At 69.2% G+C, this 26,009-nt stretch carries 11 protein-coding genes; 8 read left to right on the top strand and 3 right to left on the bottom strand.

The annotated features are described in order from the left end of the window. Window positions 1-366: 366 nt before the first annotated feature. The 7 genes from AB0G59_RS19390 (at window position 367) to AB0G59_RS19360 (ending at window position 20,313) form a co-directional block, all read left to right on the top strand. On the top strand, window positions 367-10,644 hold the full coding sequence (locus AB0G59_RS19390) for a LamG-like jellyroll fold domain-containing protein (RefSeq protein ID WP_360913105.1): 10,278 nt from the start codon (window positions 367-369) through the stop codon (window positions 10,642-10,644). Between the two features lie 6 nt (window positions 10,645-10,650). Further along, window positions 10,651-11,253 carry an SMI1/KNR4 family protein gene (locus AB0G59_RS19385; RefSeq protein WP_360913103.1) on the top strand — a complete coding sequence of 201 codons (603 nt, stop codon included), beginning with the start codon at window positions 10,651-10,653 and terminating at the stop codon, window positions 11,251-11,253. A gap of 234 nt (window positions 11,254-11,487) precedes the next feature. Next, a complete protein-coding gene (locus tag AB0G59_RS19380) occupies window positions 11,488-12,036 on the top strand; it encodes a hypothetical protein (RefSeq protein ID WP_360913101.1) in 549 nt (182 codons plus the stop codon). Between the two features lie 56 nt (window positions 12,037-12,092). Beyond that, window positions 12,093-13,022 (top strand): prolipoprotein diacylglyceryl transferase, encoded by a 930-nt coding sequence (gene lgt, locus AB0G59_RS19375; RefSeq protein ID WP_360913099.1) that lies wholly within the window; start codon window positions 12,093-12,095, stop codon window positions 13,020-13,022. Between the two features lie 247 nt (window positions 13,023-13,269). After that, on the top strand, window positions 13,270-14,001 hold the full coding sequence (locus AB0G59_RS19370) for a VIT1/CCC1 transporter family protein (RefSeq protein ID WP_360913097.1): 732 nt from the start codon (window positions 13,270-13,272) through the stop codon (window positions 13,999-14,001). 308 nt (window positions 14,002-14,309) lie between these two features. After that, window positions 14,310-18,860: a glutamate synthase large subunit gene (gene gltB, locus AB0G59_RS19365; RefSeq protein WP_360913093.1), complete on the top strand. Its 4,551-nt coding sequence runs from the start codon at window positions 14,310-14,312 to the stop codon at window positions 18,858-18,860. Beyond that, window positions 18,853-20,313, top strand: a complete 1,461-nt coding sequence (locus AB0G59_RS19360) for a glutamate synthase subunit beta (RefSeq protein WP_360913091.1) — start codon at window positions 18,853-18,855, stop codon at window positions 20,311-20,313. The genes gltB and AB0G59_RS19360 overlap by 8 nt, the downstream gene beginning before the upstream one ends. A 118-nt stretch (window positions 20,314-20,431) precedes the next feature. Here the strand turns inward: AB0G59_RS19360 and AB0G59_RS19355 are convergent, their stop codons facing one another. The 3 genes from AB0G59_RS19355 to AB0G59_RS19345 all read right to left on the bottom strand — a co-directional run bounded on the left by AB0G59_RS19355 (window position 20,432) and on the right by AB0G59_RS19345 (window position 23,639). Next, window positions 20,432-21,097 (bottom strand): calcium-binding protein, encoded by a 666-nt coding sequence (locus AB0G59_RS19355; protein WP_360913089.1) that lies wholly within the window; start codon window positions 21,095-21,097, stop codon window positions 20,432-20,434. Beyond that, on the bottom strand, window positions 21,094-22,287 hold the full coding sequence (gene wecB, locus AB0G59_RS19350; protein WP_360913087.1) for a UDP-N-acetylglucosamine 2-epimerase (non-hydrolyzing): 1,194 nt from the start codon (window positions 22,285-22,287) through the stop codon (window positions 21,094-21,096). Before wecB ends, AB0G59_RS19355 begins: the two co-directional genes overlap by 4 nt. Before the next feature lie 98 nt (window positions 22,288-22,385). After that, window positions 22,386-23,639 carry a glycosyltransferase gene (locus AB0G59_RS19345; RefSeq protein ID WP_360913085.1) on the bottom strand — a complete coding sequence of 418 codons (1,254 nt, stop codon included), beginning with the start codon at window positions 23,637-23,639 and terminating at the stop codon, window positions 22,386-22,388. A gap of 530 nt (window positions 23,640-24,169) precedes the next feature. Here AB0G59_RS19345 and AB0G59_RS19340 point away from each other — a divergent pair. Then, the gene (locus tag AB0G59_RS19340; protein ID WP_360913083.1) at window positions 24,170-26,005 is read left to right on the top strand and encodes a polysaccharide deacetylase family protein; all 1,836 of its coding nucleotides are present in this window, start codon (window positions 24,170-24,172) and stop codon (window positions 26,003-26,005) included. The last annotated feature ends 4 nt before the right edge of the window (window positions 26,006-26,009 follow it).

The raw sequence follows: 26,009 nt of genomic DNA, 5'->3' as shown, positions 1-26,009 counted from the left end.
TCAATGCGCATTGATGTTACGTCAAAGCGGGCATGACATACGCCACTTCATGATCGAGTGTGCCCGCTTTGGGTTGAATAAAGATCGTGTCAGGTAGTAATAATGATCGATTTTGTTCACCCATGAGGGAAACTCGTGCGCTTTATACGGCAGATAGCATTCGCCATGGCTTTTGTCATGGCCCTGCTATGCGGAACCGAACAGGTTGCGCTGGCAGTCGATCAATGGAATCGAAGTTCATCCAGCCCCGGAGCTCCCGACCAGCGCTGGGGATCAGCCGCGGGCCGTGACCACCGGGCACCCGGTGGTGCCACGGAGGCGGCGGCCGATGGCGGCCGCCGCGGCGCGCTGGAGGCCCCCGGACAGTTGCCGGCCGAGCACAAGCTCAGCGGTCAGGAACTGGGCGGTCGCCCGCAGGCACCCAAGATGGGCCCGGCGGAGCCGGCCGAGGCTCCCGTTCTCCCGGCACCACAGGGCTTCTCCGAGAAGGACAGCAAGGAGCTGCCCGCCGAGCGCAAGGAGCGGCAGCGCACCTTCCGCAACGAGGACGGCACCTACACCACCCGGCACTACAACGAGCCGGTCAACCGCCGCGCCGCTGACGGCACGTGGGAGCAGATCGACCCCACGCTGACCCGTCCCGAGCAGAAGGCCACGCGCTCGGCGGGCGAGGCCGCTCCCCTCTGGGAGACCCGATCGACCGCCGTCGCCATCCGCTTCTCCGCCACCGCCGACGCGGACCCGGTGCTGCGCATGGGCCTGGGCGACGGGATCGCGCTGGCCTACGGGCTCGAGGGCGCCTCACGTGCGACAGGCACGGTGGACGGCAGCGTCATCACCTACCCCGACGCCCGTCCCTCCGCCGACCTGCAGTACATCGCCAGCAACGACACGGTCAAGGAGACCCTCGTCCTCAAGAGCAAGGACGCGCCCACCGAATGGCGTTTCCCGCTCGGCACCGAGGGCCTGACGGCCAAGTTGGACGACCAGGGCGGGGTGGAGTTCACCGACAAGGCCGGCCGGCAGCGTGCCCGGATACCGGCCGGCTGGATGGAGGACTCCCACCTCGCGGAGAACGCCAACCAAGGCGAGATCTCCACGGGCGTCCGCTACGGCCTCGCCACGGACAAGGGCCGCCAGGTCCTCGTTGTCACCCTCGACAAGGACTGGCTGAACGCGCCGGAGCGCGTGTTCCCGGTGAAGGTGGACCCGTCGGTCAAGGGCGTCGACGCGACGTCCGGCACCTACGTCCAGTCCCCCTACAACACCGACTTCTCGAGCGACACGGTCCTCAAGGCGGGCACCTACGACGGTGGCACGCACAAGGCCGCGTCCTTCCTGCGCTTCGACGGAGTCGAGAGCTCGCTGAAGAACGCCTGGGTGCTCGACGCGAAGCTGTCGCTGTACAACACCTGGTCGTACTCCTGCGACGCACGGCCGGTGACCGTCCACGCCATCACGTCCGACTGGTCCGAGTCCTCGACCAAGACCTATCCGGGACCGGACACCGGATCGTCCCTGGCTTCGAAGAGCTTCGCGCACGGCTGGCGACCGCCGAACACCCAGTCGTGGTCGTGCGGCGCGGCCTGGGAGTCCATAGGCCTCGGCTCGGCCGGCCGTGAGCTGGTGAGCGACTGGACCCACGGACGCAAGAAGAACTACGGACTCGCCGTCAAGGCCTCGGAGTCGGACACCAAGAGCTGGAAGCAGTTCGGCTCCGACGACTACCCGAACGGCAAGCCCAGCCTGGACATCACCTGGACCCGGTACGGCGCCACCTACAAGGTCGGCGACTTCACCAAGCCGGTGACGGCCACCTCCCAGGGCTCCATGAAGGTCACCGTCACCAACCAGGGCCAGGACACCTGGACCAAGGGTGGCAAGATCCAGCTGCGCTACAACCTCTACGACGAGTCGGGCAAGGAGTTCAACGACACGGCGCACGTCGCCTGGACGCCCATGCCGCAGGACGTCGCACCGGGCCAGAGCGTCACTCTCGACGCCAAGATCGCTGCACTGCAGCCGGCCACCTACACCCTGGTGTGGACCATGGACGTCCTGGACGGCCCCCGGTTCACCAGCGAGGGCGTCCCCGGCGCACCGATCAAGTTCGCCGCGGTGAACCTGCCGCCGCAGCTCATGGCCGAGTCCCCGGCCAGCGGGGGGATGCTCAACTCCCTGACCCCGACTCTGTGGGCATCCGGCAAGGACGAGGACCACTCCCCGGCCGGCGCCCTGCAGTACTCGTTCGAGGTCTGCGAGGTCGAGGGCAAGGACGCCCGCAAGAACTGCCGCAGCGGCCCCAGGGGAACCTCCCAGCAGTGGGCCGTGCCCAACGGCTGGCTCTCCTGGAGCAAGAGCTACGCCTGGTACGCGTACGTGTACGACGGCAAGGACACCTCCAACCGTCCCGGACCCGCGTACTTCACCACCCAGGTGCCGCAGCCCGCTGTGACCGCCCACCTCGGCGGTGACGGCGGCCGTGAGTTCGGCAGCCGGTCGGGCAACTACGCCACGGCCGCCACCGACGCGTCCGCCCCCACCGTGGGCCCGGAGCTGTCGGTCGTGCGCACGTACAACTCGCTCGACCCACGCGACGACAACGTCTTCGGCAGTGGCTGGTCCACACGCTGGGACATGCGAGCCGTCGCGGAGAGCACCGGCAACGTCGTGGTGACGACCGCGGGCGGCAGTCGGGTCCGCTTCGGCAAGAACACCGACGGAACCTACGCCGCCCCGTCCGGCAGCCCGACCACCCTCACCTCCGTCACCGGCGGCGGCTGGGCGCTGCGGGACAAGTCGGCCACCACGTACTCCTTCGACCCTTCCGGCCGACTGGCGAAGATCACCGACGGTTCGGGCCGGGAACAGCGCCTGACGTACACCGACGGCAAGCTGACCGATGCCAGCGACATGCTGTCGGGGCGTTCGCTCGCCTTCAGCTGGAGCGGAGGCAAGGTCGCCTCGGCCACGGCCAAGGGAACCGGCTCCGGCGCCGACGGGCTGACGTGGGCGTACACCTACACCGGTGACCGTCTCACCAAGGTCTGCCCGCCGGGCGTCACCGACAAGTGCACGGTCTACGAGTACGGCGACGGTTCGCTCTACCGCAGCATGGTCCTCGACCAGAACCCCGTCTCCTACTGGCGGCTGGGCGAGGCCCAAGGCGCCGTCGCCGCAAGCGAAGCCCCTTCCCGCACCGGTCTCAACCAGGCCCTCTACCGGGACGTGAAGCTGGGCTCCGCCGGAGCCGTGGCGGGCACGAGTGACAAGGCCGCCGCTTTCGACGGCACCAACTCGTACGTGGAGCTGCCCGAGGACACCATCCGGACCTCGACCTCGCTGACGACCGAGCTGTGGTTCAAGACCACCAAGCCCGGCGTGCTGGTCGGTTTCCAGGACGGCCGGCTGGCCGACGGCGAGCCCAACGACTGGACCCCCGCCCTCTCCGTGAACAGCGCGGGCAAGCTGGTCGGACAGTACTGGACCGGAAGGGTCCAGCCCATCGTCAGCGGCACCGCCGTCAACGACGACACCTGGCACCACGCGGCGCTCACCGCCGCCGGCACCACGCAATCGCTGTACCTCGACGGTGTCCTCGTCGGCTCGCTGACCGGACCGATCGACCACCGCAAGCAGTCCTTCACCTACCTTGGTGCCGGTTACTCCAGCACCAACTGGGACGGCCAGGCCGCCGGCGTCCGGCACTTCACCGGCCTCATGGACGAGGTGGCCGTCTACCAGCAGTCCCTGGACGCCACCACCGTGGCCGAGCACCACCGGGCACGTGCCGCGTCGGGCCGGCTGACCAAGGTCACCCTTCCGTCGGGACGCGTCCACGCCCAGGTCGCCTACGACACCGGTACGGGTCGTGTCACCGGGACCACGGACGACAAGGGCGGCACCTGGAAGGTCTCCGCGCCCTCCTATTCCGCCGGCTCGGCGGCGTACGCCGATACGGTCCGTACCTCCGGGCCCGTCGAGTACTGGCGGCTGGGTGACCGCAGCGGTTCCACCGCGTCCAACGAGATCACCGGCGGCGCGGACGGTTCGTACCGCGACGGCGTGATGCTCGGCGCGGTCGGGGCCTTCTCCGACGGTGACGACGGTTCGGTGACGCTCGACGGCTCCGCGGGTGCCGTGGAGGTCCCCACGGACCCGCTGAAGGGGGCCGACTCGCTCTCCTTCGAGCTGTGGTTCCGCACGGGGAAGCAGGGCGTCCTGCTGGGTCTGCAGAACGCGGAGCTGGGCAAGACGCCGACCGACTGGAACCCGAGCCTGCTGGTCGACTCGGACGGCAAGCTGCGGGGCCAGCTGTGGCACGGCGGCTCCTGGCAGCCGATCATCTCCGGGAAGAAGGTCACGGACAATGAGTGGCACCATGCCGTTCTGACCGGTGGCACCAGTGGACAGGCGCTGTATCTCGACGGTGCGAAGGCCGGATCCCTCGCGGGTGCCGCCAAGCCGGAGACTCTGGACCACGCCTACCTCGGCGCGGGCCACTCCAGTGAGGGCTGGGACGGTCAGAGCGCCGGAACCCGCTACCTCACCGGTCAGCTCGACGAGGTGGCCTTCTACACCAAGGAGCTGACGCAGGACACGGTCGCCGAGCACTACCGCTCGCGCGCCGGCCTGGTCTCCGGCGACGGTGCCCACTACCGCGGCACGGTCACCGCTGACGCACCGTCCGGCTACTGGCGCCTCGACGAGGCCAGCGGCGACAAGGCCCGCAGCAAGACCGCGGTGTACCCCGGCGACGGCACGTACAGCAAGGCCAAGCTCGCTGCCACCGGCGCCTTCGGGCCCGGCGACAACGCTGCCGTGACCCTGGCGGGGGACGGCTCGGTCGAACTGCCCTACGGCATCATGGGCAACACGCCCGCGATGTCGGCGGAGCTGTGGTTCCGTACCGGCAAGGCGAGCGGCGTCCTGCTCGGTCTGCAGAACGCGGACCTGGGCAAGGTCCCCACCGACTGGAACCCCAGCCTGCTGATCGACTCCGACGGCAAGCTGCGGGGCCAGCTGTGGCACGGCGGCTCCGGAAAGCCGGTCGTCTCGGGCACGGCCGTCACCGACAACCAGTGGCACCACGTCGTGATCACCGGCGGTGCGAGCAGCCAGTCCCTCTACCTCGACGGTACGAAGGTCGGCAGCCTGAACGAGCCGTCCAAGCCCGAGACGATGGCCCACACCTACCTCGGTGGCGGCTACGCGAGCGAGGGCTGGGACGGCAAGGCGCCCGGAACCCGCTACTTCACGGGTGACCTCGACGAAGCCGCCTTCTACCCGAAGGAGCTGAGCGAGGACCAGGTAGCCGAGCACTACCGGGCCATGCGCCACTCGGGGATGTCCTCGCTGACGTCCACCGTCAGCGTCACCGACCCGGCGGGCCGCACCAGCAGCGCGACGTACGATGCCCTACGCGGCCAGCGCCCGGTGACCGCGACGGACGCGGAAGGCGGTCGGACCACCTACGCGTACGACAGCGGCGGTTTCCTGCACACCGTGACCGACCCCAACGGGCACTCCGCCGTCACCGGGCACGACGCCCGCGGCAACACGGTCTCCAAGACCACCTGCCGTGACGCGAACTCCTGCTGGACGTCGTTCACGGACTACTACCTCAACAGCGGCGACCCGCTCGACCCGCGCAACGACAAGCCGACGGCCACGCGCGACGCCCGGTCCACGAGCGCCCGCGACGACCGCTACCGCACGTCCATGACGTACACGGCGCTCGGCCTGCCGGACACGACGGTGCTGGCCGACGGGCGGAAGTCCGTCACGGCGTACACCACGGGCAGCGAGGCCGCCATCGGCGGCGGAAGTGTCCCGGCCGGACTGGTCCGTACGATCACCGCGCCCGGCGGCGCCGTGACGGAGTACGCCTACACGGCCCAGGGCGACCTCGCCCAGGCCACGGCCCCTTCGGGTCTGGTGACCCGCTACGCCTACGACGGCATCGGTCGGAAGGTGTCCGAGACCCAGGTCTCCGACAGCCAGCCGAACGGTGTGACCACGACCTTCGCCTACGACGCCATGTCGCGGATCGTCTCCGAGACCGGTGCCGCGGTGAAGAACGAGGTCACCGGCGCGACCCACACCGCCAAGATTTCGCGTGCCTTCGATCCCGACGGCAAGCTGCTGACCGAATCCACGGAGGACACCACCGGCGGCGACGCCAAGCGCACCGTCTCCCACCACTACGACGAGCACGGCCTGGAAGACAAGTCGACCGACGCCGAGGGCAACGAGACCGTAGTCGCCTACGACCCGTTCGGCCGTAAGGTCCGTACAACCGACCCCCTCGGGGCGACCTACGAGTTCCGCTACACGGCCGCCGGCCGTCCTGCGGAAACGGTCCTCAAGGACTGGAAGGGCGACCCCTCCGGGGACGCCAAGGACCTGGTAGTGGTCTCCAACGCCTACGACCCGGCAGGCCGCCTGGCCTCGACGGCCAACGCGATGGGAGCCACCACCACCTACACCTATTTCGACGACGGCAAGCTCGCGTCGAAGACGGCCAAGAGCGTGACCCAGGCCGACGGCAGCAAGCACGACATCGTGCTCGAGGCCAACGCCTACGACGGTGCGGGCAATCTCGTCCAGCGGACCGGCACCGGAGGCACCCCCACCGTCACCAACGAGGTGGACGCCACCGGCCGCGTCAAGCGCAGCGTGCTCGACCCCAACGGCCTCAACCGCTGGACCGAGTTCACGTACGACGACGGCGACCGGCCCGTCGAGCAGAAGACCGCGCTGAACACGCAGCGCTTCACTTACGACAAGGCGGGCAACAAGCTCACCCAGACCGCGGTCGACGGCGATCGCACGCGCACGGCCAAGTTCACGTACGACCAGCGGGGCCTTCCCGTCACGGCCGTCACACCGCGCGGCACCGAGACCGGTGCGGACACCGCCGCCTTCACCACCACCAACCGCTATGACGCCCTCGGCCGCATCGTGGAGCAGACCGCCCCGCAGGTCCAGGCCGAGAAGCCGGGCCAGCAGCCCGAGGCCGTCAAGCCGACCACCCTCAGGGGGTACAACACCTTCGGCGAGGCCACAGAGGCCCGTGCCGCGAACGGGTCGGTGACCCGCACCGCGGTCGACAAGCTCGGCCGGGCCACCGCCGTGACCCTGCCCGACTACACCCCGCCGGGCGGGGAGAAGATCACTGCCGTCTCCCGGGCCTCCTACGACGCCCTGGGCCGTAAGACGACGACCACCGACCCGCTGGGCCGGACCGTGACGTACACCTACGACCAGCTCGGCCACCTGATCCGGCAGTCGCTCCCGGCGACGAACCTGCTGAACAACGACGGCGGCACCCTGCAGCAGCCGTCGACGCTCGACGACAAGGCGAATCGTTTCTCCTGGACGCCCACGGGCCTCCAGCTCTCCGCCACCGGACCCACCGGCGCGCGGACCGAGGCCACCTACGACGAGCTCGGCCGCCAGCTGACGGCGACGAACGTCGAGCGCTACCCGTCGGTGCAGAACCTCACCACGCGCTACGCCTGGGACGACGCGGGTCACCAGACCTCGTCAACCAGCCCGGCGGGCCGGGTCGCGACTGCCACGTACAACGTGGCGGGCGAGGTGCTGACCGCCACGATGCCGGGTGGGGGGACGACGAAGCGCGACTACGACGTCCTGGGCCGCCAGACCGAGACCGTGGACCCCACGGGCCGCAAGAGCGTCACGCGCTACGACGGCTTCGGCAGCGTGGTGGGCACCGCCGACTACGGCACGGGCACCACTGCTCTGCGGTCCACCGCGGTGGAGTACGACGCCGACGGCAACCGCGTCTCCGCCACCTCGGCGACCGGCGCGAAGGCCACCTTCGCGTACGACGCCCTGGGCCGGATGACGCAGCAGGCCGAGCCGGTCGCGGACGGCAAGTCCCTCACCACCTCGTTCGGCTACGACGTGATGGGCAACCGCACGCGCCTGACGGATGGCCGTGGCAACGTCACGACCTACTCCTTCACTCCGTGGGGCCTGCCCGAGTCCACGATCGAGCCCGCCACCGCGGCCCAGCCGAAGCCGGCGGACCGCACGTGGACGAAGGTCTACGACGCGGCGGGCCAGAACGTGGCCGAGCTGCTGCCCGGCGGCGTCGAGCGGCGCAGCACGTTCGACGCGTACGGTCGCCTGACCAAGGAGACGGGCACGGGTGCCGAGGCCGAGACGGCCGACCGCACCCTGGAGCACGACCTCGCGGGCCGTCTGACCAAGGTCGGCTCGGGTGACGTGCTCAACCCCAACACCTACACCTACAACGACCGTGGCCAGCTGCTGACCACGAACGGCCCTGGAGGCAAGTCCACCTACGCCTACGACGCCGACGGCGCCATGACGTCCCGGACGGACAAGTCCGGTACGACGACGTACGGCTATGACGTCGCAGGCCGTCTGAACCGGACCGAGGACGCCGTGACCGGCGGCCAGACGGTGACCGCCTACGACCCGGCGGGTCGCGTCCTGCAGGAGCAGTACGCCACGAAGCCGGCTGGTGCCACCGACTGGAAGAACGGCGGCAAGCGCGACTACACCTACGACTCGCTCGGCCGTCTGACCGAGTCCAAGGTCATCGGTGCGGACGGCACGACCCAGGTCATGTCGACCGCGTACGCCTACGACCTCAACAACCTCCTGACCACGAAGACCACCAGTGGCGTCTCGGGCGCCGGAAAGGAGACGTACGAGTACGACAAGTCCGGCCGCATGACGTCCTGGACGAGCGGCGACAAGACCACCACCTACGCGTGGGACGACGCGGGCAACCGCGTCAAGGCCGGCGATGTCGCCGCCACCTTCGACGAGGCCAACCGTCAGCTCACGGACGGCACCACCCGGTACGGCTACACGCCGCGTGGCACGCTCTCGTCCGTCGACACGGGCAGTGGCAAGCGCTCGCTGACCCATGACGCCTTCGAGCGCCGCATCGCCGACGGGGACACGAGGTTCACCTACGACTCGCTCGACCGAGTGAGCCGGCACGGTGACACCGCCTTCACGTACGACGGCGGCTCCAACAACCTCGTCTCGGACGGCACCAGCACCTACAGCCGGACGCCGGGCGGCGCACTGCTCGGCAGCACGGACGGTACGACCGCGCAGCGGTCGGTGACCGACCAGCACACCGACGTGGTGGCCGGCCTGTCGGCCGACGGCACGAAGGTCGTGGGGTCCGCTTCGTACGACCCGTTCGGCACGGTCCGGTCCAAGGCCGGCTCGCGATCCTCGCTGGGTTACCAGTCCGGCTGGACCGACCCGGCGAGCGGCGATGTCAACATGGCCTCCCGCTGGTACCAGCCGGGCACGGGACGCTTCGCGGCCCGTGACACGTGGCAGCTGGACCCGAGCCCGTCGGTTCAGGCGAACCGTTACCTGTACGCCAACGGATCACCCCTCAGCGGGACGGACCCCAGCGGGCATTTCATCCCGCTCGTCATCTGGGGCGGAGCGGCGATCGGAGAAGCGGTCGGCTGGGGCGTCCTCGGCAGTATCGTCGTCGGTGGCGGCGCTACGGTCTACGACACATGGGATCGCAACCGCTCGCACGGTCATTCGAGCAGCAGCTCCTACGACAACTCGTGGTCTCAGGGCTGGACCAGCAGTTCTTCCTCCAGCATCAATGCCCAGGCCAACAACTTTCTCAGGCTGGCTGCCGAGGAGAACAACAGCAACCTCTGGGAAGACGAGGACGACGGCTGGGGCTATGACGAACCGACCTACTACCGCCCTTACCGTCCCTCTTACCGGTCCACGACCAGCCGGGGCTACGGCAGGACGATAGCCCGCCCCCGCCCCCGCGTGCCGGTCCATCCTCCGCCCCCGCCGATCGACCAGAACCCGAACAACGGCAAGAATCCCAAGCCGGCGCCGAATCGCCTGCCGTTGAAGCCGGACTGGCAGCCGGGTGGTGGTTGGAAGCCCGGTGACGTGGTCAACGCGATCATTACCGGGGCGCGCATCCTCGACCTGTTCAACGGTGACAACTACGACCCGGCGCAAGGACGTTGGATCGACCCCAACCAGGAGAAGACAGACAAAAACGGGGGAAAGAACAACGGTCGCTTGCGGAGTGACGGCAAGTGCGATGACGGGCCTGGAAGGAGCTCGAACGGTCACGCTACGTACCTGCCTCGCGAGCGCTACTACGATGCGTTTGAAGGCGGCGAGCAGTGCCGGGCCACGGGTACCTATGGGGTCTTCGACTCCAGCGACCAGAACCCGAAGCGCAAGAAGCCCGGGACGAACACCAACGATTCGACACAACCGCCGGGTATGCGGGAGATCGCATCGCAGGGGCACAAGCCTGCAAATGGCCACCTTGTGCCGGCTGCTCTGAGTGGCTCAGGAATCGACTTGAGGAACCTCGTTGCAGAGTACGAGAAAGCCAATGCCCCGTACATCAGTTACGGAGTTGAGCAAGATTTGCGCAAGGGGATTCGGCCGGGTAAACATCTGCAGCTCTCCATTGTTCCTCATTACGGGAATGCCTACTCCGGCATTCCGACCACCATCGAGTACAAGTACTCGATGATCGAGGATGGAACAACGAAACACTGCTTCGTTCATCAGTCACCGACCGGTGGCACCACGACAGGCGATCCAGATTGCCCGAGGAGGTAGAGAGTGATGAGTTCCGACTATCTTGGCGATGTTGTTGCCATGCTGGGCGAGGCGAGGGGGTACGGCGCGAGTCCGGAAGCCTGGGCCGACCTCGAAGCTTCCCTGGGCTTCGAGCTTCCCGCGGACTACAAGAAGATTCTTGAAGCCTACGGGCCCGTGCAGCTCAACGGTCATCTGTACCTGGATCATCCGGCTACTGCCCGATGGAACCTGGGGGAGTGGATCCGCGAGACGGTGGTGGCCTGGGAAGAGGTCCCCTGGGGCGACGATATCGATGGAGACCCTCGTCCCGCACTCGGTATAAGCGAGATGAGGTTCGGAACGAGCGATGGCCTGACCCCTGTCGCCAGTACCAACCGTGGAGAGACTGTTTTCCTGGCGAGAGGGGCTGGCGGTCAGGAATGGCGCCTCTTCGTCGACGATGGGGAAGGGGAGTTCTTCGAGTACTCGATTAGCTTCTCCGAGTGGCTCTATCGATATCTGGTCGGTGAGGACATGGCGGGCCCGAACAGTTCTGCCTTCTACCCGGGGCCGGTGAAGCTCGAAGGCCGACCCATGAGTTACGGCGACGAGACAGCTGTCTGGTACGGCCCGGATCGCGGCATGTGACAGCCTGACTGTGCGGGTTGGCTGCTCAGCCGCTCGCCGTGTGCTGTTATGGCCTCGTAATGACGTCCCACCCCGGCATGCCGGGGTGGGACGTCGTGTTTTGAATGGCGGGCGTGTGCCGGCTGCGGCACCTGTGGCGCCTGGCCTCGTGGCTACTCGGCACTGGCGGCGGCTGGTCGGATGCCCTCCTCTGTATGATCACGCGCTTCAGCGCCAACCAGGAGGAACGGATCGGTGGCCACAGGCCAGGAAGTCGAAGCAGCCGTCGACGAGCAGGCAATCGAGCTGGTCTACCAGCCCACGCCGGACGACATGACGGCAGTCGTACGTGCCCAGTGGCGTCTTACGCCTTCCGGGCGCAGAGCCAAGCGGCTGTTCATAGGATCTGCCGTGATGGCGGCCGCCTTCACGGCAGTGATCATTGGTCTGGGCGGGTCCGGTATCACGGCTGTCCCACTCTGGTGCCTGGCGCTCGTCGGTCCTCTGGTCGCCTTCCTCTCCGGACGGAAACGGGCGCGCTCCTTGTACCGCCTCGCCGAGCAGTACGGTCAGACACGCGTCAGCGTGGATGCGCACGGTGTGCGTGCCACTGCCGAGCGTGGGAGCAGCAGTTTCGAGTGGTCGGTGTGTCCGTACTACGCGGAGACCCCGGTGCACTTCCTGATCTTCGGTAAGGACAAGGGTGCCGAACACATGGCGGCGCTACCCAAGCGTGGCCTGGTGGTCGCATCGGACGCCGATCGTCTCCGGGCCCTTCTGGATCGCCACCTCACGCGAGTCTGAAGGCCCCGAGACCACCCTGGGCCTTCGCCCCGCCACAAGGTAGGTTCGTAGCTGCCATGAATCTCGCATACATCCCCAGTCCCTCCACCGGAGTGGTCCACCTCGGGCCGGTCCCCCTGCGCGGCTACGCCTTCTGCATCATCATCGGCGTCTTCGTCGCCGTCTGGCTCGCCAACCGGCGCTGGGTAGCGCGCGGCGGCAGGGCCGGGACGGTTGCCGACATCGCTGTGTGGGCGGTGCCGTTCGGGCTTGTCGGTGGGCGGCTCTATCACGTGATCACCGACTACGAGCTGTACTTCGGCTCGGGCCGGAACTGGGTGGACGCCTTCAAGATCTGGGAAGGCGGCCTGGGCATCTGGGGCGCGGTGGCGCTCGGGGCGGTCGGGGCGTGGATCGGGTGCCGGCGCCGGGGGATTCCGTTGCCGGCCTGGGCGGACGCCGTCGCGCCCGGGCTCGCGGTGGCCCAGGCCATCGGGCGCTGGGGCAACTGGTTCAACCAGGAGCTCTACGGCAAGCCCACGGACCTGCCGTGGGCGCTGAAGATCGACGCGGACCCGGCGATCGGGCGCGTCGCCGGTACGTACCACCCGACGTTCCTGTACGAGTCGCTGTGGTGCCTCGGTGTCGCCGCCCTGGTGATCCTCGCCGACCGCCGCTTCAAGCTCGGGCACGGCCGGGCCTTCGCGCTCTACGTCGCCGCCTACACCGTCGGGCGGTTCTGGACCGAGTACCTGCGCGTCGACGAGGCCCACCACGTACTGGGCCTGCGCCTCAACGGCTGGACGTCCATCGTCCTCTTCCTCGCCGCCGTCGCCTACATCGTGATCTCCGCGAAGAAGGCCCCCGGGCGGGAGCTCGTGGTGGAGCCGGGTGCCGGTGAGGAGGCCGCGGACGGCGACAGCCCCGAGGGTGACAGCGCGGACGCCGAGCGCTCGCCTCGTAAGCCCGCCGCGCCCTCTAAGCCGTCCAAGGAGAAGAAGGTCTGACGAAGGTCTGACGCGGCGCGTCGCTTCTGGCCCCCACGGCACCCGCCGTGGGGGCCTTTTGCCGCCCCTGGCCGGAATAGATCCTTCCGCTCACCGGAAATCTCCCCGCCCTCACCACAAAGCCGCAGGTCAGAGAGGTAAGTTCGGCCTTCCTTGCTAGCGGATCACCGCCATTCGTGCGTACCTTCGAGTCACGGAGGGGTGGGGCGAAGGGCCCGGGCCCCTGGGAGAGGGAGCGCTCGAAGAGATGGCTGTCCTGGATACGGCCGCGGCGACACACGCCGCCCACCGCGACAATCACACGCACCGCGATGTGAACGGCGGCTGGCTGCGACCCGCGGTGTTCGGGGCCATGGACGGACTCGTCTCCAACGTGGCCCTGATGACGGGCGTCGCCGGCGGCACCGCCTCCTCGCACGCCATCGTCATAGCCGGCCTCGCCGGCCTCGCGGCGGGCGCCTTCTCCATGGCGGCCGGCGAGTACACCTCCGTCGCCTCCCAGCGCGAACTGGTCCTGGCCGAGCTGGACGTGGAGCGGCACGAGCTGCACAAGCACCCGGGCGACGAGCTGGCGGAGCTCGCCGCGCTGTACGAGTCGCGCGGCGTCGAGCCGGAGCTGGCGCGCGAGGTCGCCCGGCAGCTGTCGAAGGACCCCGAGCAGGCGCTGGAGATCCACGCCCGCGAAGAGCTCGGCATCGACCCGTCCGACCTGCCCTCGCCCGCCGTCGCGGCCGTGTCCTCCTTCGGCTCCTTCGCGCTGGGCGCCCTGCTGCCTCTCCTGCCGTACCTCCTCGGGGCCACCCAGCTGTGGCCCGCGGTGCTGCTGGCACTGGTGGGGCTCTTCGCCTGTGGGGCCGTCGTGGCCCGGGTGACGGCCCGGTCGTGGTGGTTCAGCGGGCTGCGCCAGCTGGTGCTGGGCGGTGCCGCGGCGGGTGTGACATACCTCCTCGGTATTGCCTTCGGCACCGCCGTCGGGTAATTCTTATGCGCGCTTCCGCATAACGTGCGTGTTTCTCCGCGGTTTCAGTTCCTCGGGGACAGGGCACAATCCGGAAGCGCAGCGGGCAACGCCGCCCGTGCTGTGCTGATTCTCGGCGCGGCCGGGCCTGGCGATCCCAGGGATCCGGAGCGCCCGCCCGCCACACCGATGTCCACATGATGGACCGACCCTTCCACTTTTTGAGAAGCGCCCCATCATGTAATTTGCACCAACCTTCTCAGCGAGGGCCAACGTCGTCCCTCGGCACATGCCTCTGACATGACTGCCAGACGACGACGGGAGCGCCGATGCGCCACGCATCCCACCCCGCCCCGCAGGGGATGTACGACCCGCGCAACGAGCACGACGCCTGTGGCGTGGGCTTCGTCGCGACTCTCACCGGCGAGGCGAGCCACGAGCTCGTGCAACAGGCGCTCACCGTCCTGCGCAACATGGAGCACCGCGGCGCCACCGGCTCCGACCCCGACTCCGGCGACGGCGCGGGCATCCTGCTGCAGGTCCCCGACGCCTTCCTCCGCGAGAGCGTCACCTTCGCCCTCCCCGAGGCCGGCGCGTACGCCGTCGGCATCGGCTTCCTCCCCGCGAACGACCAGGAGGCGGCCGCCGCCGTCTCGCGCATCGAGACGATCGCCGCCGAGGAGGGCCTGACCGTCCTCGGCTGGCGCGAGGTGCCCGTCGCCCCCGACCTGCTCGGAGCCGGCGCCCGCGCCACCATGCCCGCCTTCCGCCAGCTGTTCGTGACCGACGGCGTGAACACCGGCCTCGTCCTCGACCGCAAGGCCTTCGCCCTGCGCAAGCGCGCCGAGCGCGAGGCGGACACGTACTTCCCCTCGCTGTCCGCCCGCACCATCGTCTACAAGGGCATGCTCACCACCGGGCAGCTGGAGCCGTTCTTCCCGGACCTCTCCGACCGCCGCTGCGCCACCGCCGTCGCGCTGGTGCACTCCCGGTTCTCCACCAACACGTTCCCGAGCTGGCCGCTCGCCCACCCCTACCGCTTCGTCGCCCACAACGGCGAGATCAACACGGTCAAGGGCAACCGCAACTGGATGCGGGCACGCGAATCCCAGCTGGCCAGCGAGCTGTTCGGCGCCGACGGCAACCTCGGGCGGATCTTCCCCGTCTGCACCCCCGACGCCTCCGACTCCGCCTCCTTCGACGAGGTCCTGGAGCTCCTCCACCTCGGCGGCCGCTCGCTGCCCCACAGCGTGCTGATGATGATCCCCGAGGCCTGGGAGAACCACGCCTCCATGGACCCGGCCCGGCGCGCCTTCTACCAGTACCACTCCACCCTCATGGAGCCCTGGGACGGACCGGCCTGCGTCACCTTCACCGACGGCGCCGTCGTGGGCGCCGTCCTCGACCGCAACGGTCTGCGCCCCGGCCGCTACTGGGTCACCGACGACGGCCTCGTCGTGCTCTCCTCCGAGGTCGGCGTCCTCGACATCGACCCCGCCAAGGTCGTCCGCAAGGGCCGCCTGCAGCCCGGCAAGATGTTCCTCGTCGACACCGAGCAGCACCGCATCATCGAGGACGACGAGATCAAGGCCGCCCTCGCCGCCGAGCAGCCCTACCAGGAGTGGCTGGAGGCCGGCCTGATCGACCTGGCCGACCTCCCCGAGCGCGAGCACATCGTGCACACCCACGCCTCGGTCACCCGCCGCCAGCAGACCTTCGGCTACACCGAGGAAGAGCTGCGCGTCATCCTCGCCCCCATGGCCAAGTCCGGCGCCGAGCCCATCGGTTCGATGGGCACCGACTCGCCGATCGCCGCCCTGTCCGAGCGCCCGCGCCTGCTCTTCGACTACTTCACCCAGCTCTTCGCGCAGGTCACCAACCCCCCGCTGGACGCCATCCGCGAGGAGCTCGTCACCTCGCTGATCTCCTCCCTCGGCCCGCAGCGCAACCTCCTCGACCCCACCGCCGCGTCCTGCCGCAGCGTCACCCTGCCGTTCCCCGTCATCGACAACGACGAGCTCGCCAAGCTCATCCACATCAACGCCGACGGCGACCTGCCGGGCCTGAAGGCCGCCACGCTCTCCGGCCTGTACCGGGTCTCCGGCGGTGGCGAGGCGCTGGCCGCCCGCCTCACGGCGATGTGCGCCGAGGCCGACGCCGCCATCGCCGACGGCGCCCGCCTCATCGTGCTCTCCGACCGGCACTCCGACGCCGAGCACGCCCCCATCCCGTCCCTGCTGCTGACCTCGGCCATCCACCACCACCTCATCCGCACCAAGCAGCGCACCCAGGTGGGGCTGCTGGTGGAGGCCGGGGACGTCCGCGAGGTCCACCACGTCGCGCTGCTCATCGGTTACGGCGCGGCGGCGGTGAACCCGTACCTGGCCATGGAGTCCGTCGAGGACCTCGTCCGGGCAGGGACGTTCCTGCCGGACCTCGCCCCCGAGGACGCCATCCGCAACCTCATCAAGGCGCTCGGCAAGGGCGTCCTGAAGGTCATGTCCAAGATGGGCATCTCGACGGTCGCCTCCTACCGCGGCGCCCAGGTCTTCGAGGCCGTCGGCCTGGACGAGGACTTCGTCGCGACGTACTTCCAGGGCACCGCCACCAAGATCGGCGGCGCCGGCCTGGACGTCGTCGCCCGCGAGGTCGCGGCCAGGCACACCAAGGCCTACCCCGTCACCGGCGTCCCCGCCAGCCACCGCCGCCTCGACATCGGCGGCGAGTACCAGTGGCGCCGCGAGGGCGAGCCGCACCTCTTCGACCCCGACACCGTCTTCCGGCTGCAGCACTCCACCCGTGCCCGCCGCTACGACATCTTCAAGCAGTACACCCGGCGCGTGGACGAGCAGTCCGAGCGGCTGATGACCCTGCGCGGCCTGTTCTCCTTCAAGAGCGACCGCCCCGCCATCCCCCTCGACGAGGTCGAGCCGGTCAGCGCCATCGTCCAGCGCTTCTCCACCGGCGCCATGTCCTACGGCTCCATCTCCCAGGAGGCCCACGAGACCCTCGCCATCGCCATGAACCGGCTGGGCGCCAAGTCCAACACCGGTGAGGGCGGCGAGGACCCCGAGCGCCTCTACGACCCCGCACGCCGCTCCAGCATCAAGCAGGTGGCCTCCGGACGCTTCGGCGTGACCAGCGAATACCTGGTCAACTCCGATGACATCCAGATCAAGATGGCCCAGGGCGCCAAGCCCGGCGAGGGCGGCCAGCTGCCCGGCCACAAGGTCTACCCCTGGGTCGCGAAGACCCGCCACTCCACCCCCGGCGTCGGCCTGATCTCGCCGCCCCCGCACCACGACATCTACTCCATCGAGGACCTCGCCCAGCTCATCCACGACCTCAAGAACGCCAACCCCGCCGCCCGCATCCATGTGAAGCTGGTCTCCGAGGTCGGCGTCGGCACGGTCGCGGCGGGCGTCTCCAAGGCCCACGCCGACGTCGTCCTGATCTCCGGCCACGACGGCGGCACCGGCGCCTCCCCGCTGACCTCGCTCAAGCACGCCGGCGGCCCCTGGGAGCTGGGCCTGGCCGAGACCCAGCAGACCCTGCTGCTCAACGGGCTGCGCGACCGCATCGTCGTGCAGACCGACGGCCAGCTCAAGACCGGCCGCGACGTCGTCATCGCCGCCCTGCTGGGCGCCGAGGAGTTCGGCTTCGCGACCGCCCCGCTGGTCGTCTCCGGCTGCGTCATGATGCGCGTCTGCCACCTGGACACCTGCCCCGTCGGCATCGCCACCCAGAACCCCGTCCTGCGCGAGCGCTTCAACGGCAAGGCCGAATTCGTCGTCAACTTCTTCGAGTTCATCGCCGAGGAGGTCCGCGAGATCCTCGCCGAACTGGGCTTCCGCACCCTCGAGGAGGCCGTCGGCCAGGCCCAGCTCCTGGACACCGCCAAGGCCGTCGGCCACTGGAAGGCCCAGGGCCTGGACCTCGAGCCCCTGCTGCACGTGCCCGACCTGCCCGCCGGCGCCGTCCGCCACCGCACCACCGCACAGGACCACGGCCTGGCCAAGGCGCTCGACAACCAGCTGATCAAGCTCGCCGCCGACGCCCTCAACACCGTCGGCGCCGAGCAGGCCCAGCCCGTCCGCGCCCAGGTGCCCATCCGCAACATCAACCGCACCGTCGGCACCATGCTCGGCCACGAGGTCACCAAGAAGTACGGCGGCGCCGGACTGCCCGACGACACCATCGACATCACCTTCACCGGCTCCGCAGGCCAGTCCTTCGGCGCCTTCCTGCCGCGCGGCGTCACCCTGCGCCTGGAGGGCGACGCCAACGACTACGTCGGCAAGGGCCTCTCCGGCGGCCGGATCGTCGTCCGCCCCGACCGCGGCGCCGACCACCTCGCCGAGTACTCCACCATCGCCGGCAACACCCTCGCCTACGGCGCCACCGGCGGCGAACTGTTCCTGCGCGGCAGCGTCGGCGAGCGGTTCTGCGTCCGCAACTCCGGCGCCACCGTCGTCTCCGAGGGCGTCGGCGACCACGGCTGCGAGTACATGACCGGCGGCCGGGCCGTCGTCCTCGGAGCCACCGGACGCAACTTCGCGGCCGGCATGTCCGGCGGCGTCGCCTACGTCGTCGACCTCGACCCCGACAACGTCAACAAGGAGCTGGCCGCCGCCGTCGACACCCTCGACGCCGACGACCGGCAGTGGCTGCACGACGTGGTGCGCCGCCACCACGAGGAGACCGCCTCCACCGTCGCGGCGACCCTCCTCGCCGACTGGGACACGGCCGTGACCCGCTTCCGCAAGGTCATGCCGACCACGTACAAGGCAGTGCTCGCCGCCAAGGACGCCGCCGAGCGAGCCGGTCTCTCCGAGACCGAGACCCACGAGAAGATGATGGAGGCGGCGACCCATGGCTGACCCGAAGGGCTTTCTGACCACCGACCGCGAGGTCGCCCGCACCCGTCCCGTCGCCGAACGCGTCCGCGACTGGAACGAGGTCTACGTCCCCGGCTCCCTGCTGCCCGTCATCTCCAAGCAGGCGAGCCGCTGCATGGACTGCGGCATCCCGTTCTGCCACAACGGCTGCCCGCTCGGAAACCTCATCCCCGAGTGGAACGACTACGCCTACCGCGAGGACTGGGGCGCCGCCTCCGAGCGGCTGCACGCCACCAACAACTTCCCCGAGTTCACCGGGCGGCTGTGCCCCGCGCCGTGCGAGTCCGCGTGCGTGCTCGGCATCAACCAGCAGCCCGTCACCATCAAGAACGTCGAAGTCACCATCATCGACAAGGCCTGGGACGCCGGCGACGTCACCCCGCAGCCGCCCGAGCGCCTCTCCGGCAAGACCGTCGCCGTCATCGGCTCCGGCCCCGCCGGACTCGCCGCCGCCCAGCAGCTGACCCGCGCCGGCCACACGGTCGCCGTCTATGAGCGCGCCGACCGCATCGGCGGGCTGCTGCGCTACGGCATCCCCGAGTTCAAGATGGAGAAGCGCCACATCAACCGCCGCATCGAGCAGATGCGCGCGGAGGGCACCAAGTTCCGCACCGAGGTGGAGATCGGCCGCGACATCGACGCCGCGAAGCTGCGCAAGCGCTACGACGCCGTCGTCATCGCCGCCGGCGCCACCACCTCCCGCGACCTGCCCGTCCCCGGCCGCGACCTGGCGGGCATCCACTTCGCCATGGAGTACCTGCCGCTGGCCAACAAGGTGCAGGAGGGCGACCTCACGGTCTCCCCGATCACCGCCGAGGGCAAGCACGTCGTCGTCATCGGCGGCGGTGACACCGGCGCCGACTGCGTCGGCACCGCCCACCGCCAGGGCGCTGCCTCCGTCACCCAGCTGGAGATCATGCCCCGGCCGGGGGAGGAGCGGAACGCGAACCAGCCCTGGCCGACCTTCCCCATGCTCTACAAGGTCACCTCGGCCCACGAGGAGGGCGGGGAGCGGGTCTACTCCGTCTCCACCACCCGTTTCGAGGGCGACGAGGACGGTAACGTCCAGTGGCTGCACCTGGTCGAGGTCGCGTTCGTCGACGGCAAGCTCGAGCAGAAGCCCGGCACCGAGCGTCGCATCCCCGCCCAGCTCGTCACCCTCGCGATGGGTTTCACCGGGACGGATCGACAGAACGGTCTCGTCGAGCAGTTCGGCCTCGCCCTGGACGAGCGCGGCAACATCGCCCGTGACACCGACTACGCCACCAACGTCCCCGGCGTGTTCGTCGCCGGCGACGCGGGCCGCGGCCAGTCGCTCATCGTCTGGGCCATCGCCGAGGGCCGCTCCGCCGCCCGCGGCGTGGACCGCTACCTGACCGGAACCAGCACCCTGCCCGCCCCGGTCAGGCCGACGGACCGCGCGCTCAGCGTCTGACCCCCCCCCGGCCGCCGAGCACGCGGCCCGCCCTACCCGGCGCCTGCCTCACCTCCCCGGCCGAGGCAGGCGCCGTTCCACGATGGTCCGCAACAGCCCGGCGGGAACCGCCGGATCGTCAGTCGGCGGAGCGCACCGACACGTCGCTGAACACCACCCGGGCGTCCTCCGTGTACGCCCCGACGTTGCCCCGCAGATACGGGCGCTCCTTGTCCTCGTAGGCCACCAGCCCCCGCCCGTCCACGCTCACCTCTATCCGGGCCCCGCGCTGCCCGACCCGCACGTCCGACCACTTGCCCACCGGGAAGCGCTCCGCGCCGGTCGCCAGGAACCGCTGCCCGCCGGGATAGGCGGGGTCGCGCTTGCCCAGCTCCCAGCCGTTGGGCTTGAGCGTGATGTAGTAGAAGTGCTCCGGGTCGGTGTAGCCCCACACCAGCCACGGCACCTCCCACGGGTTGGGCTCGGGGGTGCGCAGCTGGGCCTCCGTGCGCATCCGCGCGCGGTAGTCGACGTCCCCGTAGTGCCCGGTGGAGACGATCAGCCCCGCGTGGGTCTCCTCCGGCACCTTGGCGGGCTGGGGGGAGAGGGCCAGGCCGTCGTGGCGGCCGATGTTCACGCCGTGGCCGTCGAAGACCGACCGCCAGGGGCCGTGGACCGATCCCTCGGCCCACGGCCTCGCCGGCTCTCCGCTGTCTTCCCACATGGTGCTCACGGCCAGTGCGATACCCGTCACCACGGCGGCCGCGAGCACGGCGAGGGCGAGAAGCCGGCGATCTCTCGTCATGCCGTCGAGTATGACCCCGGACCATCGGGCTGTGGGGCGATCACGGCATCGGATACGGCCACCGCCCCGGCGTCGGCACCGAAGTCCTCCGCCAGCTGCGCCACGATGCGCTCCGTGGCACGACCGTCACCGAAGGGGTTGCCGGCCGTCGCCATCCGCCGGTACTCCTCCTCGTCGTCCAGCAGGTGTACGGCCGCGTCGAGGATGGCCTGCGGTTCGGTGCCGACCAGCTTGGCCGCTCCCGCCTCGACGGCCTCGGGCCGCTCGGTGGTGGTCCTCAGGACCAGGGCCGGCTTGCCGAGGCTCGGGGACTCCTCCTGGATGCCGCCCGAGTCGGTCAGCACGAGGTCGCAGCCGGCGAGCGTGGCGGAGAAGTCGACGTAGCCCAGCGGCTCGACGACGCGGATGTGGGGGTGGCCGGTCAGCTCCGGCAGCAGGGCCTCGCGGACGGCGGGGCTCTTGTGCAGCGGCAGGACGAGCTCCACGTCGCCGCGGTCGGCGAGCTGCCGCAGGGCCTTGCCCATGGCCCGCATCTTGTCGCCCTGGTTCTCGCGGCGGTGCAGGGTGACCAGGACGCGCCGCAGGTCGGTGCGGAAGAGGTTGGTGCCGGTGTCCTGTTCGAGGACCCACAGCAGATTGTCGATGACGGTGTTGCCGGTGACGAACACCTCGGCGTCCGGCACCCCTTCGGCGGTCAGGTGGCCGGCGGCGCGCGGGGTGGGCGCGAAGTGCCAGCGGGCCATGCGCCCTATGAGGCGCCGGTTGAGCTCCTCGGGGAAGGGGTTGTCCAGCACCCCGGTGCGCAGCCCGGCCTCGACGTGGGCGACGGGGATGTGCTCGTAGAAGGCGGCGAGGGCGCCGGTCAGGGCGGAGGTGGTGTCGCCCTGGACGACCACGACGTCGGGGCGCTGCTCGCGGACGACCTCGCCCAGGCCGTCCACGAGGCGGGCGGTGAGGGTGGACAGCTCCTGCCGCTCCCGCATGACGTCGAGTTCGACGGCCACCTCGACCTGGAGGAGTTCGAGCATCTGGTGGAGCATCTCGCGGTGCTGGCCGGTGGTGACGACGATGGGGTCGAAGAGCGGCGAGGCGGCCATGGCGCGGGCGAGCGGCGCGAGCTTGATGGCTTCCGGCCGGGTGCCCAGCACGAGCATGGCGCGTACGGGCGTGGCGATGACGTTCGGGGACATGGGTCTCCCTAGAAGTACCTTTGCTTGGCTGATGATTGGGGGCGCTGCCGGTCCTGAGGTGGGCGCGCGCCGGTCCTCCGGCGCGCGCGGTGCCGGCGTCAGGTGCGCGCGGTCTTGAGCCAGGTCTGCTTGCCGGTGAGCATCCGCCACAGGCCCCACCATCCGGCGGCGAACCAGATGTAGCCGTAGAGGACGAACACGTGGGAGAGCAGAATCGCGCGGACGAGCCCGAGTCCTCGCTCGCGCCGGGAGTAGACCCAGCCGTAGGCGTACGCCGCCGTGAAGGACAGCACGTACGGGCCGGCGATCCACATGGGCGAGATGAGCGCGTGTCCGGCCTGGATCGAGCCGATGACGGTGCCGGCCGTGGCGACGAGGAAGGACAGCGGCAGCAGTGAGGTGAGCAGGATCAGCACGGGGCTGGAGAGGTGGTACAGCAGGTCCACGGCGGCCTTGGTGGGCACCTCGCGCAGGATCAGCGGGACCAGCCCGGCCGACTGCAGGTGGCCCTGGAACCAGCGGGAGCGCTGGCGCACGAGCCGGCGGACGTCGAGCACGGCCTGCTGGGAGACCGCGGCGGTGGTGCAGTGCTGGTTGGTCCAGCCGCGGGCGATGAGGCGCACCCCGAGGTCGAGGTCCTCGGTCAGGGAGTCGCTCCATGGTCCCCTGCCGCTTCCGTCGCCGAGGGTGTCCAGCGCGGAGAGCCGCATGAACTGGCCGTTGCCGCCCATGCCGACGCTGCCGAAGTAGCGGCGGGCGGACTGGAAGATGTCGCCGTAGATGACGAATTCCATGTCCTGGAGCCGGGCGAGCAGGCCTTTGTGCCGGTTGTACATGCGCACGCCGACCTGGGTGGCGCCGGTGCGCGGGTCGTCGAAGTAGGGGTCGACCGCCTGGACGACATGAGGATCGAGCCGGCCGTCGGCGTCGACGACGCAGACGATGACGTCGCTCGGATCGCGGCCGTCGAGGAGGCCGGACTCCCGCAGATGGCGGATGCCGTCGTTGAGGGCGGCGCCCTTGCCCTTGCGGGCGTTGGGAAGGTGGCGCTGCAGCAGCCGGACCCGGTCGGGGTCGGCGGCGCGGGCGATGGCGGCCGTGCGGTCGTCGGAGGCGTCGTCGATGACCAGGGCCATGAAGTTTCCGGCCGGCAGGGCGGTGATGCGGGCCAGGCTCTCGGCGAGAACCTTCTCCTCGTTCAGACAGGCGAGGAGGAAGACGTAGAGACGTTCGGCGCGTGGGCCGCGGTCGCGGCGGACGCGACGTCTGGAGAGGACGAAGAGGGTGCTGTTGTAGCACCCGGCCATCACGATGATGGCGATGCTGGACCACAGCAGGACTTCGGTGATCATCAACGGTCACCGGAGCTTCGGAGCACGAACCAGAATTTGGCCGAAAGAAGTACGGCGGCTATCGCGCAGTAGAGCAGGAAACCTGCCCCCGCCGCTTCCTGCAGTCCCCTGGCAAAGGGTATGCCCGGCATAACTTCTGGGGCTGCCGTCAGCCCGGCCAAAGGCAGGACTGTCCCCAGAGCGGGTTTTCCGTACATGAGTTCCCCCCGGATTCCGCCTCGCTTGAGGCGTGCGCTGGGAAGGTATCAGACCGAGCGACCTGTTCAGTCCTTCATGGTGAGAGATGTTGAATCGGAACAGTAAATTCTGTGGACCAACCGGTAGTTATGCCTGCTGGAGACAGTGGTGTGACTGATGGGATCTTTGGTCTGCACCAATTTGGTTGTCATTTATTGAACGGTCCGGGCCAGGGCTGTCTATTGACACCCCCTCCAGAGGGCCACAAGAATCAGCCAACTGTCGGGACCTGGCCCCTACGGGGAAGGAATCGACAACAGCTGGTCAACCAGGGGGGAACAACAATGGAAAACATGCGAGGGAGAGCGGGGATTTCCCGGCTCTCGCTCATCCTGGCCCTCATCGCCGCCCTGCTGGGCGGCGTCGCGCTTTCCACGGGCGCCGAGGCCGCGATAGGCCGGGACGACAAACCCCGGCCTCCGCACGGACTCAAGGGCATCAGCTCCGCCTCGCTCTCGGGGGCGAGCACCAACGACCTCAAGGCCTGGGCGAGCAGCCGTCTCGCGAACGACCGCAAGCGCCGCGCCGGCACGCTGACCATCAGCCCCGCGCCCGCCCCGAAGACGACCGTCACCGCCGCCGGCACCCAGGCGCTCGCCGCCGCGGCCGGCCCCTCGGCGCTCGTCCTCTACGACACGACCGGCCCCTACGGCCATCTCGGCGAGCTCTACGCCATGGCGGTCTCCAACCTCGCCGGCCACTTCGGCACCGTCACCGCCAAGCCGGTCTCCGCCTACACCGCGGGCATGGTGGAGCAGTACACCTCCACTTATTACATCGGTTCCACCTACTACGGCGGTACGCTGCCCGACGCCATCCCCGCCGCCTTCTACCAGGACGCGCTGAAGACCACCAAGCCCGTCAACTGGATCGGCGACAACATCTGGGGCATGGCCAACGCGGTCGGCGTGGAGAACTTCAAGAAGAAGTACGGCTGGGACCCGACCAACTCGTTCTACGAGACCAACGGCAACGTCGGCAACATCAACCAGGTCACGTACAAGAACCAGACGCTGACCCGGAAGATCCCCACCGGCTTCGACGGCGGCGTGCTGCACCCCGCGGTCTCCGACGGCCCGGACTACCCCGACATCACCGAGATCGCCCAGGCCAAGGACGCCAACAGCGGGGCGACGTTCCCCTGGGCCTTCCGCTCCGGCAACCTCACGTACGTGGGGGAGATCCCCTTCAGCTACGTCTCCGAGGCCGACCGCGTCATCGTCTTCGAGGACCTGCTCTTCGACGGTCTGGCCCCCGCGACCGCCGAGCGCCACCGGGCGTTCGTGAGGCTGGAGGACATCAGCCCCGACGCCGACCCGGCGAAGCTGCGGGCGATGGCCGATTACCTCTACTCGCAGAAGATCCCCTACGGGATCAACGTCATCCCGGTGTACACCGACCCCAAGGGCGCCTACAACAACGGCGTGCCCAAGACGGTCACCCTGGCCCAGGCCCCGCAGGTCGTCTCGGCGCTGAAGTACATGCTCCAGCGCGGCGCCGTCCTGATGAACCACGGCTACACGCACCAGTACAAGAACGTCAACAACCCCTACACCGGGGTCACGGGTGACGACTTCGAGTTCTTCCGCGCCCACGTCGACGCCGCCGACAGCGTCATCTACGACGGGCCGGTCCCCGAGGACTCCACCATCTGGGCGCAGTCCAGGGTGACGTCCGCCCTCGCCGCCTTCACGGCCGCGGGCCTGCCCAAGCCCACGCTGTGGACGACGCCGCACTACGCGGCCTCGGCCACCGACTACCGGGTCTTCGGCCAGAACTACACCGCCCGGCTGGAGCGTTCGCTGTACTTCGCCGGGACGCTCAGCGGCGGAACGGTGAACTCCAGCCGATACATCGGGCAGTTCTTCCCGTACGCGGTCAAGGACGTCTACGGTACGACCGTGCTCCCCGAGAACATCGGCAACTACGAGCCCGTGCCCTACAACAACCATCCGGCGAGGCTGCCGGCCGACCTCATCGCGTCGGCCAAGGCCAACCTGGCCGTCCGTGACGGCGTGGCCAGCTTCTTCTACCACCCGTACTACGACGTGGAGCCGCTGAAGCAGACGGTCGAAGGCATCCGTGCCCTCGGCTACACCTTCGTGGCCCCCGCGGCTCTCACCCAGTGAACGC

This window comes from Streptomyces sp. NPDC021096 (assembly GCF_040641275.1).
Classification (GTDB): domain Bacteria; phylum Actinomycetota; class Actinomycetes; order Streptomycetales; family Streptomycetaceae; genus Streptomyces.
Note: the sequence above shows the minus strand (reverse complement) of the source record. Positions and strands in the feature narration are given on the sequence as shown.

Bases quoted from the DNA above. Each gene is read 5' to 3' on its own strand.
- AB0G59_RS19370 (WP_360913097.1), top strand. From the start codon at position 13,270: ATGGCTGTCCTGGATACGGCCGCGGCGACACACGCCGCCCACCGCGAC.
- AB0G59_RS19360 (WP_360913091.1), top strand. From the start codon at position 18,853: ATGGCTGACCCGAAGGGCTTTCTGACCACCGACCGCGAGGTCGCCCGC.
- AB0G59_RS19340 (WP_360913083.1), top strand. From the start codon at position 24,170: ATGCGAGGGAGAGCGGGGATTTCCCGGCTCTCGCTCATCCTGGCCCTC.
- AB0G59_RS19345 (WP_360913085.1), bottom strand. From the start codon at position 23,639: ATGATCACCGAAGTCCTGCTGTGGTCCAGCATCGCCATCATCGTGATG.
- AB0G59_RS19355 (WP_360913089.1), bottom strand. From the start codon at position 21,097: ATGACGAGAGATCGCCGGCTTCTCGCCCTCGCCGTGCTCGCGGCCGCC.
- lgt (WP_360913099.1), top strand. From the start codon at position 12,093: ATGAATCTCGCATACATCCCCAGTCCCTCCACCGGAGTGGTCCACCTC.
- AB0G59_RS19385 (WP_360913103.1), top strand. From the start codon at position 10,651: ATGAGTTCCGACTATCTTGGCGATGTTGTTGCCATGCTGGGCGAGGCG.
- wecB (WP_360913087.1), bottom strand. From the start codon at position 22,287: ATGTCCCCGAACGTCATCGCCACGCCCGTACGCGCCATGCTCGTGCTG.
- gltB (WP_360913093.1), top strand. From the start codon at position 14,310: ATGCGCCACGCATCCCACCCCGCCCCGCAGGGGATGTACGACCCGCGC.